Annotated in this window: 10 protein-coding genes; 2 read left to right on the top strand and 8 right to left on the bottom strand. The window is 47.2% G+C overall.

From position 1 onward, the window contains the following. Positions 1-23 precede the first annotated feature (23 nt). From HNQ92_RS11635 to aspS, 8 genes are all read right to left on the bottom strand, one after another. A complete protein-coding gene (locus tag HNQ92_RS11635) occupies positions 24-1,178 on the bottom strand; it encodes a glycosyltransferase (RefSeq protein WP_184174192.1) in 1,155 nt (384 codons plus the stop codon). A 3-nt stretch (positions 1,179-1,181) separates the two neighbouring features. Further along, positions 1,182-1,832 carry a class I SAM-dependent methyltransferase gene (locus HNQ92_RS11630; protein ID WP_184174191.1) on the bottom strand — a complete coding sequence of 217 codons (651 nt, stop codon included), beginning with the start codon at positions 1,830-1,832 and terminating at the stop codon, positions 1,182-1,184. 26 nt (positions 1,833-1,858) lie between these two features. Then, positions 1,859-2,557 (bottom strand): hypothetical protein, encoded by a 699-nt coding sequence (locus tag HNQ92_RS11625; RefSeq protein ID WP_184174190.1) that lies wholly within the window; start codon positions 2,555-2,557, stop codon positions 1,859-1,861. Between the two features lie 8 nt (positions 2,558-2,565). Beyond that, complete coding sequence (locus tag HNQ92_RS11620) at positions 2,566-3,999, bottom strand: oligosaccharide flippase family protein (protein ID WP_184174189.1); 1,434 nt, start codon at positions 3,997-3,999, stop codon at positions 2,566-2,568. Between the two features lie 58 nt (positions 4,000-4,057). Further along, entirely contained in the window at positions 4,058-5,449 is a 1,392-nt protein-coding gene (locus HNQ92_RS11615) for a hypothetical protein (RefSeq protein ID WP_184174188.1), read from the bottom strand. 289 nt (positions 5,450-5,738) lie between these two features. Continuing rightward, complete coding sequence (locus HNQ92_RS11610) at positions 5,739-6,749, bottom strand: GumC domain-containing protein (protein ID WP_184174187.1); 1,011 nt, start codon at positions 6,747-6,749, stop codon at positions 5,739-5,741. A gap of 14 nt (positions 6,750-6,763) precedes the next feature. Then, entirely contained in the window at positions 6,764-9,238 is a 2,475-nt protein-coding gene (locus tag HNQ92_RS11605) for an SLBB domain-containing protein (RefSeq protein ID WP_184174186.1), read from the bottom strand. Positions 9,239-9,266: 28 nt separating this feature from the next. Continuing rightward, positions 9,267-11,048: an aspartate--tRNA ligase gene (aspS, locus tag HNQ92_RS11600; protein WP_184174185.1), complete on the bottom strand. Its 1,782-nt coding sequence runs from the start codon at positions 11,046-11,048 to the stop codon at positions 9,267-9,269. Positions 11,049-11,139: 91 nt separating this feature from the next. Here aspS and HNQ92_RS11595 point away from each other — a divergent pair, with 91 nt between their 5' ends. Both HNQ92_RS11595 and HNQ92_RS11590 read left to right on the top strand, forming a co-directional pair. Then, positions 11,140-12,054 (top strand): PE-PGRS family protein, encoded by a 915-nt coding sequence (locus HNQ92_RS11595; RefSeq protein ID WP_184174184.1) that lies wholly within the window; start codon positions 11,140-11,142, stop codon positions 12,052-12,054. Positions 12,055-12,153: 99 nt separating this feature from the next. Further along, positions 12,154-14,040 carry a CocE/NonD family hydrolase gene (locus HNQ92_RS11590; protein WP_184174183.1) on the top strand — a complete coding sequence of 629 codons (1,887 nt, stop codon included), beginning with the start codon at positions 12,154-12,156 and terminating at the stop codon, positions 14,038-14,040. Positions 14,041-14,132 lie beyond the last annotated feature (92 nt).

Here is a 14,132-nt window from a genome sequence, read left to right as displayed (position 1 = left end):
ATTATATTCTTAATATTTTCTTTCTATCCTTTCAAACTATTTATTACTTCTAAAAATGATTCTCGATATGTTTCAAGAGAATAATTACTTTTAGCATAGTCGAATCCATTTTTTTGAATATTTAGCCGTAATGCACTGTTGTCTATAACTAACTTAATTGCTTCTTGTAATTCATATTCTCCTCCTCGATATAATATCCCTGTAACATAATTATTTATAATTTCAGAATTCCCGGCTGAATTGTAAGCGACCACTGGTATATAATTTAACATACTTTCGATAGATACCCTTCCCATTGCTTCATTTTCTGAACATACTAAACTAATAGCGGTATCATGAAAAACTGTTGAGATATTATTTTTAAAGCCACAAAATTCGATATAGGCGCTTAAATTATTTTCTTTTATAAATTCAATTAATTCTAAATAATATTCTTTATCTCCGATCCCCCCTATTATCCTTAAATTAATATTTTCACCATTATTTATTAATAATTTAGCGGCTTTAATAGCTACTAGCTGGTTTTTTGCAGGATGGATTAGCCCGATTATTGCTATATTATATGGCTTGTGCGTATGACTGCTTATGCAATCCAATTCTTTATTAGATTTATAATTTATTTCAATCCCATTATATATTACTTTGCATTTCGTCTTTAGTTTATTAAGTAGCACTTTATGTTTATAAAGTGCTTTTGATACACAAATTATGTACTCAGATTTATTAGAGAAATATTTGAAAAATCTATTGCCAAAATTATAAGTGAATCCATAATCAATATCGCCAAATTCTCTAAAATGCCATACATGCGGTCTATTTGTTATTAAAGATGTGAAAGCACCAATCAGTATAATAGAAGAATTTGAATGAATAATTTTTATATTATTTCTTATAACTAGTATATATATATAAGGGAGTAAAGCAATATTAATTAGTAATTTTACTACACTTTTGATTATTGTTAAATTGCCTTTTTTTTCATAAATATCTAAATTATAAGGTATTACATAGCACTTTACATTCATTTCTCTAAGAATTTCTATAAATTCACCTTCTTCTCTACACACTACATACCACTCTATATCACTTGTAGTAGTCTTAATTAATGATAAAAGAGACTTATTGGCGCCATACATCAATCCATAATGGCTAAATGATAATATTTTTCTCTTAGTCACTATTTATTTTATTGCTTTAATATATAATGATACAAAATCATCATTTCTATGTGGAAATTCTGGGAACCTATCGTTGAATATCTTTTCATTTACTTTAACGACATCTCTAAAATTTGACTTAATGAGCACCCATTTTAGCAATTCAAAATCAAATAAATTTTTATGCTCACCGTTTTGATGAAATAAGTCATTTATGATTTGCTGAGTAGGTAATTCACCGATGCTAAAATCTGGGTATCTTTTTAATCTATCAGCCAATAAATCTTGCCCTTTATTTTTTAAATATTCATTACAGATCTTTTCCATATCGGGGCAAGAGAGCCATAATTCCCCATTTACCTCTAATGTTCTATTTATTTCTTTTAAAAGCGGAAGTAGTTCATTCTCTATATACAAATGCTCAATAACATGCTGGGAGACTGCCACTGAAAAAATTTCATTTGGAAATGGAAGAACACCACAAGCCAAATCAACTATTAAATCAGAGTCTGTCAAATCAACATTTAGCCAACCATTAATTTTATTGTTTCCACATCCGAAATGAAGTTTTTTGCTCTGTATCTTTGATTTTTTAAAATATTTATATAATCTAGCTCTTATCCGTAAAAGCTCAAAAATTATTTGTTTTTTACTTTGTCTGGAAATTAGATTCATTTTTGGCATATAGAGCTAGTTTACTTTTAATATATATTAAAATGATGACCAGATTGATGAATAGAGAAATTGCCAAAATTTATAAAGGATATGTTGTATTTCTTAGTCCAATTCTTTATAGCTATTTGCTCTCCTTTTCTATTAGTGTCATCCAAAAACACAGATTTAGTATTGTCTAATAGTTCATAAAATTCATAAAGAGTTTTCTCTCTTGAGTTTTCTTTACCTTTACTATGAGCAATAGGGCCATCAATTATTAAACAATCAATTAAACCAATTGATTGTTTAATAATATTTATTTTTTGTAAATCATACCAATAATAATTTTCACTTTTTTTTATAGGTATATGCATTACATTGCAGTATTCAATTAAATTTTCTTCAATTAAACAATTATTAATATAATTAGCCCAGTCTTCATTTTCTTCTATTGATGTAAATTGTGCTTTAATAGAATTTGTTTGCAAAAGCTTTGCAATAATAATTGTCGAAATACCAGAACCTAGCTCAACTATATTTCTTCTTGTATTTATTATTATATCGTTTAGAACTAGATTTAGATGTACTGGACTAAGAGCTGATGATGTATATGGATATACTTTATTTAAGCTATTTGATAATTTCGAAATTTTTTGATAGGCCAATGACTCTTGTGCAATATTAATATCTAAACCTAAAATTTTTTTTAATAAACTATCTCTTTTACTTTTAATAATATTTTTCATAATCATATTTATAGCTTATTTTTATTTGATAATTTTTCTTTTATTAGTAAATATGCAAACGGTTTAAATGTTAATGATAGCAAAATCCATGTGGAAATTCCTATGACTATTTTTAGTGTCATACTTATTGGATGCTGAAAATTCCATATATCTATTAAATGGCCTATGATTAATACTGGAAAAGCGATTAATAGAGCAGGGTAATTTACTAGTACAACTTCAGATATTAAAATGCCTAGGTACTTTTTTACGTAAATAGAGAAGACGAAAAAGTTTATAAAATTTGATATAATAATCGATATTGATATTGATATTATATCTCCTTGGATTGAGCCAATTAGTATTCCTGTTAAGGTTATAAATTTGGTAAGGAGCATTGTTTTTAAATTTAAATCTGCTCTCCCAATAGATTTAAATAAGGTACTTGGGATAATCGTTATTTCAAATAATGAAGCAATGCAAAATATATGTACTAGTGGTATAGCAGCGTTCCATTTATCACCTACTAGTATTGGGATTAGATCACTAGAAATTATATATAAGATAAATATCAACGGGAACCCAAAATAACTCAAAGCTCCTGAGATATCAATATACATTTTGTTAAGCTTTTTAGTGTCATTTTTTATACTAGACATAGTTGGAAACAGTACCTGCACTAATTGGCTCTTAATCATTATGCTCGGTAACATAAGAAAATTGTAAGCGAATGAGTACAGACCTAACCCATATAAGCCTATAAATCTAGCGATTATTATATCATCTATTTTTCTTGACCAATATCCAATTGTGTCAGCCAATGTTTGATTTATGCTGTATTTTCCACTTTTTTTAAGTTCTATCCAACTGAATTCTAGTTTTATTTTCCAGGAAACGCTTAATGAATATATTGTTGTATTTATAATTTGAAATAATAATAATTTGGATAAAATTGCCCAAATTCCATATCCAACGCTTAATTGATAAAAGGCAACTATTAATGATATTAAATTAGATGTTAAATTTATTATTGATATTTTTTGAAAGTTGTAGCTTTTATTAAGTTTTACTAGTGGAATTGTCCTAAGAGGGAGGAAGAGGAAGCAGATTGTGCAATAATTTATTAACTTTTCTAATACAGGCTCTCCAAAGTATATTGATAAATGTTTTGATGTTGCCAAAAAGAAAAGTACAAAAAGTAGGCTAACAAATAAATTAGAAAAAAAAATTGTAGAATATAAAAGTTCACATACCCTTCTTTCTTGTATTAGATATGAAACAAAACCTGAATTTATAAAGATCTCTGAAAATCCAATTATAATAATTATAATTGATATTAATCCATACTCGTTAGGTGTTATAGATCTACTTGCATATATTAGAAAACCTATATTAAATGCTTGGTTAAGTATTGAGCTTATAGTAACCCAACCTATATTTTTTATTGATCTATAAATTTCCAAATTTTCTTTTTAATTAATTGAGGCAATATATGTTCAATATATTGCCTCAATTAATTATTTAATTTTTAGAAGAACTTTCTAGAACTTTGACCCTACTCATTAAATCTCTATTCTCTTGATTTATTTTCTCATTTTGTTTTGATATTTCAATTAAATGTAATGTTAGTTCTTCAATCTTTTGTAAAAGGATTGCATCCATTTTAGCCAAATCTATTCCTGTTTCAGTGACTTCTTTTGCAGAAGGAACCCCAGGCAAATGTTTATTTTTCTTAATATATTGTTCTACCTTGTTTAGTGGCAGTAAGTTGTAGTCTTTATTAAATACAAAGTCAGACCAGTCACTTGTATTTTTAATAGCTACTTTTACTTTTTCTGTTAAAATTCCATCTGATACGAATAATTTATAACCCTTTGGAGTATTATTGATACTATTACCAATAATAACATTTCCTGAATTGGTGTTAAAAATATCATTTTTTTGATAGATCCAATTCTCTTTAACATCTTCTGTTACTGCTTCTCTTGCATTAGATGTTGAAGCTCTCACAATACGTCCATCAGCATCAGTATATAAATTATATAATGTGCCTGATGCGACTGGAATATTTGCAAAATTTATTCGTATTGTACCACCGCTTATATGTAATTTTTCCAAAGGGGTGTTTATTCCAATGCCAACTTTTGCACTAGGATCTCCAAGTACTATACAGCTTGAACAGTTTACCGTTGAAAAGGCCCCAATAGCTGTTGCCCTTGTTAAGTTATTAGTTCCAAAATTAGCACCATTGCCAATAGCGGTATTTTCATTACCTATTGTATTTATAATTCCACTACCATTTCCTAAAAAGACATTGCGTATCCCAGTTGTATTATTTAAACCTGTATTTGCTCCAAAGAAGGTATTTCCAGATCCTATATTATGATACCCGGCAAATGTGCCAAAAAAGGAATTGCCTGTTCCTTCAGAGGTAGTATAACCAGCATTGGCTCCAAGAAATACATTATCTGCTGCTGTGTTAATGCTATAACCAGCAGATGTTCCTATAACAATATTTCTAGTCCCCTTTGCACTTAAAAAAGGCACATTATTTATCCTTAACCCACTTCCCGTAGATAAATTAATATCGCCGTTCACATGGAGGCGTTGCAGGGGGGTTGCGGTACCGATACCCACGTTGCCCAGGAGGTAGTTGATGTTTGAGCCGGCAGTATTCCACTGGCTGGGGGCACCACTTTGGTCGGGGGCCAGAAAGAGTAGGCCGTTGGCGTCTACACTCAGCACTTTGCCGTTGGAAGGAGCGGTGGCGGTACCGCTGTTGAGGTTGGAAAGCTTCACGCCGTTGTTTCCAATGGTGAGGGGCTGGCCGCTGGGGGTGGTGATTTGGTTTTGGGCCTGGCTGCTAAGACCGGCCAGAAGAAGCATGGCGAGGATCGTAGAGTTCTTTTTCATACTGTAGCAGTTCTAATTAGATGGTTGGTAAATGATTGGTTAATGGATATGGCCTTCATAAGGTGTCGCCTCTATTTCCTAAACATGGGATGAGAGTAAGGCTCTAAAGGCCTTGTTTGCTTGGCTAGGCTGTCCCGCCCACATGTTCAGGTAAGAGGAGTTTCCCCGAAGGGTCTTAAAATTGATTAAAGATATAAATATGTTTTAAAGATAGAAAAATATAATTACCAAACGGTACCCGAAAGTTCGAAAAGATAGCCCATACCTTAAAGCTGAACCAGGGATTTTTCTAGCCCAAAATCCGCCGGTGTACCTTTTCGGCCACAAATAAAAGATACAGGAGGGTCAGAAACCCGCCGAGCAGAGCGTAGCCCAGGGCGTAAAGTACCCGGCGGGGCTTGCTCTTCCAGTTGGGTACCATGGGGGCCTCCAGTACTTTGAGGATGGGGGTATCTTCCTGGGCCTGCAGCCGGGAGGCTTCCAGCTGCCGGGATAGCTCTCCGTAAAGCGTTTGGGCCTGGAGGTAGTCGTTCTGGAGGCGCTGCTCTTCAATGCGGGCTACGTTGGTGTAGGCGTTGACGTTGCGGTCGCGGTAGGTATTGAGGGCCACCTCAGCACGCTGGTACTTGCCTTTGGCCTCGGCTACCTGCCGCCGGAGGAAGGACAGCTTTTCGTTTTCGCGAGCGGTGCGGTAGTCGGCCACAAAGTCTTTGAGGTAGCTCACGGCCAGGTTGGTGCAGGCGGCGGCCAGGACGGGGTCGGGCATTTCGGCCCGGACGTTCAACACGCCCGACATTTTTTCCATGGAGGCCGTCAGGCGGGAGGCCACGTCTTTCATCACCCGCTCCTGCGCCTTGGTCATAGTGATGAGGGAGTCGCTCTGGGCCACCTGCGTGGGACTGAGGGGCTCGGCTTCTTCGTCAAGGTACTGGGTGAGCACGATCATTTGCCCATTCTGGAGTTGGAAGGGCGTGGACATAATCTTGAGCAAAAAGGATTTGCTGCCGATGATGTCGGGGTAGAGGTCGGGGCGGATGGCCTCCGAATTGTTTTTGAGGGATAGTCCGGCCAGGCTGGCCAGGTCGCTTAGGCCACCGCCGCCCAGGCCGGAGCTGTATTCGGGCAGGATGCGGGCCGTGGCTTCGTACTCAATGGGAGCCAGGTGGGACAGGCCGTACCCGGCAGCTCCCGACAAAAAGCCCGCTACCAATAGCTTGAGCCAGTGCCTTTTGAAAAAAGCGGCGATGTCGGCCAGACTGATTTCAATCACTTCCTCGGCTTGGGGTTGGGGTGCTTGCATGGGAAAGGGATCGATTAAAAGAGTCGGATAAGGGTAATGACCAAAGTACCTAGCAGCGACAGGATGGCGACGCGCTCGCCGGGCGTGGTTTCCCGCCCGACGCGAATGGGCTTAGCCGGAACGTTGACGGTGGTGCCGGGCACAACTTCGGGGCGGTTGTGGAAGAACAGGAAGCGCTTGGTGCGGTCCAGACGGCCGTTGGCGTAGGAAACAAAGACCTTGCTTTTGCGGGCGTTGTCGGTGTAGCCCCCGGCCTGCGCGATGTAGTCTTTAAAGCGGAAGGCGGGGTCGTAGTTGACAATGGAGGGGTTCAGAACCTCCCCGATGATCCGGACGGTTTCGACGATGCGCGGGATGATGAGCGAGTCGCCGTCCTGCACCAGTACGTTGGAGGGCAGGGCCGGGTTTTGTAGGATGGAGGCCATGTCCAGGCCCACCAGCTCCCGGTTGAGGCGTTGAGGAGGCTCCGGAGCTGTTTCCGGATCACCATCGGCCTGAGTAGCCCTCCGGAGGAGTTCATTCTGGTTTAGCTTTTCCAGGAAGCGGTTTCCCATCAGATCGGTATTGGGTACTTTTCGGGTCAGGCGGGCCCCCGAGAGGTAGGCGGCGCTTTTGAGCCCGCCCGCCCGCCGAATGAGGTCGGTGATGCGCTCGGTGTTGTTGTCGATGGTATACCGGCCCGGAAAGCGCACTTCACCCTCCACCACGACGGTTTTCTGGGCTTCGTACCGGGGAGATTTTCGAATAAAAACAAGGTCAAACGGCTGGAGCACGAAGCGCTGCCGGCGGTCGGCCATGGCGAGATCGTCCTGCACGTCAAAGGTAAAGATGCGGGTGTTTTGGGAGGGCATCAGCCCGACGGTATCTTCCTTGACCCGGCGGGACACCTCGACGCGGTAGGGCACGCCCCCTTCGGTATAGCCCCCGGCCAGGTAGATCAGGTCAGAGACCGTCATGCCTTCGGAATACAGGAATTGGCCGCCCTTGTTCACGGCTCCGGCAATGGAGACGGAGTAGGCTTCGCGCAGCTCCTGCACGGACTTGATGACCAGGGAGTCTTGGCGCTGTAGGGGGATGTCTTCGGTCTCGCCCCGCATCAGCTTGCCCAGGTCAAAGGCCAGGATGCTGGGCTCCATGTTGGGCTGGAAGCGGTGCAGCAGCGCGCGGTTGAGAAAGGCCTCCTCGCGCAGGCCCTCGGCTTTGGCTAGCAGCTGCCGGACGGTAGACGTACCGGGCTCGAGGGCGTAGTCGCCGGGGCGGTACACGGCTCCCCGAACGGCCACGACGTTTTCGTAGCGATCCAGGATTTTGCCTATTTCGTAGCGGTCGCCGTTTTGCGGAACGAAGGTCGTTGTTTCGTTGGCGGCGATTTGCCCCATCCGCCATTCTTTGGGGGTATTGCGGCGGTACCGGACGGAAGCCGTGTAGGCCTCACTGGTGTAGCCACCGGCGTAGTGTAGCAGATCGCCGAAGGTATCGCCGGGGTGGGCCTCAAAAATACCCGGCCGCTTTACTTCGCCCAGGAGCTCCACCCGTGCCTGGTAGGGGTAGATCATGATGATGTCCTGGTCCTGTAGGCTGATGTTGTCTTTTAGATCGGCGTTGACCAGAAACTTGTACAGGTCGAGCTTGCTGACGACGTTGTTGTTCCGGATTACTTCAATGCGGCGGAAGGAGCCGTTTTCGGTGGGGCCGCCGGAAAGGTACAGCACGTTGAAAGCGGAGGCAAGCGACGAAACCGTATATGTACCCGGACGCATGACGTCGCCGGTGACGATGACCTTGATGCTGCGGACGTCGCCCAGGGTGATGTTGGCGTAGGTACCTCCGCCGGGGCGGTTGAGGGACGAAAAGGCCTGCCGGAGCCGGGCCACGATGCGCTCGGAGGCCTGCTCGATGGTGAGACCATTGACGTAGACGGGAGCCAGGTTGAGCATTTTGACGGTCCCTTCGGGGCTTACTTTGAGCCGGTAGTTATCAACGGCGTTGCCGTAAATATCCACGATGAGCTCATCGTCCGGCCCCAGGATGTAGTTTCGGGGCGTCGCCATGCGGAGGTTAGGCTCGAAGGTCAGCGAAGCGTTGGCGAAAAAGGAAGCCCCAAAGATACGCATACGCCGGGCTTGCAATGAGTCGTAGAGCGTGTCGGCCCGGGTGGGCAAGTCCTGGTAGCCCAGGGAACGGCCCGTCGAAACCGTGTCGCGCCGGAAGGTACCCCGGCCCGAACCGTCCTGTTCTTCCGTGAGGCGCCTCCGTAGCTTGGCGATGTCGTCCAGGGTGAAGCCCTGGGCCATGGCGGCCTGCTCAATCTGCATGTCTGACATTCCACTGGCTTTGGCTTTCTGGTAGTACTGCAGCAGTTGACTATTGGAAAGCTGGGAGGGGTTGGGTAGGTTTTGGGCTACCGCCAGCCCGCTGCCCGCCAGGAGCAAAAATACCCCCATCATCATGGAATGGAATCGCATCTTAAGATTTTTTCTAAGGTTCATGGTTGGTTTACGCCTCGGCCCTGTTCACTCATCCTTTTACCGCTAAACGAATCGAAAGTTCCTCCAACTGCTGGTCGGCCAGGGAAGAAGGCGAGTCGATCATGACGTCACGTCCGGAGTTATTTTTGGGGAAGGCAATAAAGTCACGGATGGAATCGACACCGCCGAAGAGCGAGCAGAGACGGTCGAACCCAAAGGCGATCCCGGCGTGCGGAGGCGCACCGAACTCGAAGGCGTTGAGCAGGAAGCCAAACTGCGCCTGCGCTTCTTCGGGCGTGAAGCCCAGTGTCTCGAACATTTTTTGCTGCAACTCCCGCTGGAAAATCCGCACGGAGCCACCGCCTACCTCCACGCCGTTGATGACCAGGTCGTAGGCGTTGGCCCGGACGCTTCCCAAATCCTGGTCCAGGAGCGGGACGTCTTCCGGCTTGGGGCTGGTGAACGGGTGGTGCATGGCAAACCAACGGCCCTGGCCGGGATTGTGCTCGTCTTCGCCGTACTCCAGCAGCGGGAAATCCACCACCCAAAGTACCCGGTAGTCGTCCGGTTTGCGAAGGCCGAGCCGGGTACCCATTTCCAGGCGGAGCTCGTTGAGCTGCTTGCGGGCTTTGTCGGTAGGGCCGGAGATCAGGAGCATCAGGTCGCCGGGTTGGGCGTCCATGGCGCTGGCCCAGGCGCGGAGTTCTTCCTCGCCGTAGAATTTATCCACCGACGACTTGAGGGTGCCGTCGGCGTTGTAGCGGACGTAGATCAGTCCTTTGGCTCCGATCTGCGGGCGCTTCACCCAGTCGGTGAGCTCGTCGAGCTGCTTGCGGGTGTAGTCGGCGCAGCCTTTGGCGCAGATACCCACCACCAGTTCCGCACTGTCAAACACCCCGAAGTTTTGGCCCGTGGTGAGGTCCCGGTCCTGGCCTTTGAGCTCCACAAATTCCATCCCAAAGCGGATGTCGGGCTTGTCGGAACCGTAGCGCTTCATGGCGTCGGCGTAGGTCATGCGGGGTACTTCGGGTAGTTCCAGGTTTTTTACTTTTTGGAATAGGTGCCGGATCAGCCCCTCAAAGGTATTGAGTACGTCTTCCTGCGTCACGAACGACATCTCGCAGTCGATCTGGGTGAATTCTGGCTGGCGGTCGGCGCGCAGGTCTTCGTCGCGGAAACACTTTACGATCTGGTAGTAGCGGTCGAAGCCCGACACCATCAGCAGCTGCTTGAACGTTTGGGGCGACTGCGGCAGGGCGTAAAATTCACCAGGATTCATGCGGCTGGGTACCACAAAATCGCGGGCTCCTTCGGGCGTGGATTTGATCAAAACGGGCGTTTCTACTTCAATGAAATGCAGCTCGTCGAGGTAGGCGCGGGTGTGGCGGGCCACCTGGTGGCGCAGCTCCAGGTTGCGCCGCACGGCGTTACGGCGCAGGTCCAGGTAGCGGTACTTCATCCGGATGTCGTCGCCGCCGTCGGTATCGTCTTCGATGAGGAAGGGGGGGAGTTTGGCCGGATTGAGTACCGTCAGCTCCGAAACCCGAATCTCCACCTCGCCGGTGGGTAGTTTATCATTTTTAGCTAATCGCTCAATCACTTGTCCCTTAGCCGCTACCACAAACTCGCGGCCCAGCGTGCGGGTACTTTCCAGCAAGGCGGCGCTGGATTTGCCTTCCTCAAACAAGAGTTGGGTGATACCGTAGCGGTCGCGTAGGTCGAGCCAGATCATGCCTCCCTTGTCGCGAACGCGCTGGACCCATCCGCATAGGGTAACTTCTTGGTTTACATGCTCTAATCGTAGTTCGCCGCAGGTATGTGTTCGTAACATAAAATGGAATTAATGCAATAATGTAAGGGGCTGTTTATGAGTTACGGGCCAAAAGTACGTATTTTTACAAATCTAACGAGCCTGTCAAGCCATGAAATGCTATTCTATTCGTATATGGTTCACCCGTAGCTTCCTGCTGGCGCTGAGCCTGGCAACGGTGGCCTGCTGGGAGAAAGCACCCAACCCAGGGGGCGGTCTTTCCGATGATTTTGAAACAACGCCCCTGCGGGCACCCATCGAGCCGGGCATCATCGACGAAGCCTCCGGGCTGGCCGACAGCCGCACGCTGCCGGGGTACCTCTGGACGCACGAAGACGCGGGCGAACCCTCCCGGCTGTACTTGCTTCGCCACGACGGAAAGGAGATCCGGAGCTACGAACCCGAGGGCATTCATAACCGCGACTGGGAAGATATCGAGGTAGGGATCGGCCCGCAGGAGGGCGTGAGCTACATCTACCTGGGCGACATTGGCAACAACGACGCCAATCCGGCCACGACGATTCACTACATCCACCGCATCCCGGAGCCGACCAGCCTGGAAGGTACCCTGCGCGGCATCGCGACCATCACCTACCAGTATCCCGATGGTCCGCACGATGCCGAAACGCTGCTTTTTGACCCGCAGACCAAAGATCTTTTTGTGGTATCCAAAGAGCTGGATAAGGCCATACTGTACCGGCTTCCGTACCCGCAGCCACTGGACGGCGTCATGACGGCCGAGCGCGTGGGGCAGGTACCTTCGGTGATCCTGGCTACCGGCGGGAATATATCTACGGACGGGACCGAAATCCTGATCCGGACTTATACCAACATGTACTATTGGCGGCGCGGGGAGGGGGAATCCATCGGGCAGGTACTTAGCCGGGCAGCCCGCAAGTCGTTGCCGTTTGAGCTGGAGCCGCAGGGCGAGGCCGTCTGCTTCGACCGCGAGAGCAAGGGGTACTTTACCCTCAGCGAACGCCGCACCGCCGCCAGCGTAAGCCTCAACTACTACCGCCGGAAGTAGCGCTTCATTTCGGAACGAACACCGGCCTGGCTTTTTCGGGTAAAGTACCTATTTTGTGACCAAGAAATTAAACGTAAAGTACCCTTCAACCCACAACCTATGTTCCGAAATCTACTTACGCTGGTCGGTCTGGTACTGTCGGTAGCGGCCTTGGCGCAGTCCGCATCCGACGAGGCCTACATCCGCGAACACTACATCAAAGCCGAGTACGACATCCCGGTGCGCGACGGCGTGAAACTCCATACTATAGTGTACGCGCCCAAGGATGCTTCGGCCACGAAAAAGTACCCCTTCCTGATGCAGCGGACGTGCTACAGCGTGGCCCCCTACGGGCCCGACAAGTACCCCCCTCGCCTGGGGCCGAGCCCGCACCTGATGCGCGACCAGTACATTTTTGTGTACCAGGACGTACGCGGCAGGTACCTCAGTGAAGGTACCTGGACCAACATGACGCCGCACCTCCCGAACAAAAAAGCTAAGACGGACGTCGACGAAGCCTCCGACACCTACGATACCATCGAGTGGTTGCTCAAGAATGTACCTCATCACAACGGCCGCGTGGGGCAATGGGGTATTTCGTACCCCGGTTTCTACACCACGGCGAGCTCGCTCAGCGGGCATCCGGCGCTGAAAGCCGCCTCGCCGCAGGCGCCCATCGCCGATTTTTTCTTCGACGATTTTCACCACAACGGTGCCTACACCCAGGGGTACTACCTCACGTTTCCGGTGTTTGGGGTTCAGGCTCCTAAACCCACGACCGAGTCTTGGTTTAACGAGGGTTTTATTAATGCCAAACCCGACGGCTACACCTTTAACCTGAACCTGGGGCCGCTCAAGAACTTTGATCAGTACTATAAGGATAATTTCTTCTGGCAAGAAATGGTGGCGCACCCCAACAAGGATGCGTTCTGGCAAAAGCGCGACATCCTGCCGCACCTCAAAAACCTAAAACCCGCCTACATGACGGTAGGGGGCTGGTTTGACGCCGAAGATTTGTACGGTCCTCTTAATACCTACAAAACCATTGAGAAGAATAACCCCAACGCCTACAACACGCTGGTGATGGGGCCCTTTGGCCACGGCCGCTGGAGCCGCGAAACGGGCCCTACGCTGCACAACGACATCTACTTCGGCGACAGCGTCGCTACCTTTTACCAAACCAACATCGAGCGGATTTTCTTCGAGCATTTCCTGAAAGGAGCGGGCGACGGCAAAACCGGCCTGCCCGAAGCCTACCTGTTTGACACGGGTAAAAAAGCGTGGCGTACCTTTGATCAGTGGCCCACTACCCGCGCCCGCAAGCGCACGCTTTATTTCCAGCCGGGCGGAAAGTTGGGCTTTGAAGTACCCCAAGGTACCTCTTCGTACAGCGAGTACGTGAGCGATCCGCTCAAACCCGTACCTTATACCGAAGACTATACCCAAATGACGGGCTTCACGCCCTTTGCGTACATGTCGGAAGATCAGCGCTTTGCGGCCACGCGCCCCGACGTGCTGGTGTTTCAGACGGAGGTACTTACCGAAGACCTCACGCTGGGCGGCGAGCTGACGGCCCAGCTCAAAATCAGTACCAGCGGTACCGACGCGGATTTTTTCGTGAAGCTCATCGACGTGTACCCCGACGACGAGAAAAACCACGCCTACCTCACCGACAAGGAAGTTGTACTGGCCGGGTACCAACAGATGGTGCGCTCGGAGATCATGCGGGCGCGGTTTCGGAAGAGTTTTGAGAAGCCCGAGCCGCTGAAAGCCAACGAGCTGACGGACGTGACCTTCCGGCTTCAGGACGTGCTGCACACCTTTAAGAAGGGCCACCGCCTGATGGTGCAGGTACAAAGTACCGCCTTCCCGCTCTTCGACCGCAACCCGCAAAAGTACGTCGAGAATATATACAAAGCCGAGGCTTCCGATTTTATCAAGGCTACCCAGCGCGTGTACCACCAGGCGGGTGCCGCCAGCGGGCTGACGGTGGAGGTACTTGAGTAAACCTCAGGGGGTACTTTTAAGGTACTTTGACAGAAGGTACTTGGCCGCAGGTAAAAAAGAATTAACGTTCTCTTTACGTAGAGCCAGGTACC

This window comes from Rhabdobacter roseus (genome assembly GCF_014202275.1).
In the GTDB taxonomy this organism is placed as follows: Bacteria; Bacteroidota; Bacteroidia; order Cytophagales; family Spirosomataceae; genus Rhabdobacter; species Rhabdobacter roseus.
This window is presented reverse-complemented; position numbering and strand designations above follow the sequence as displayed.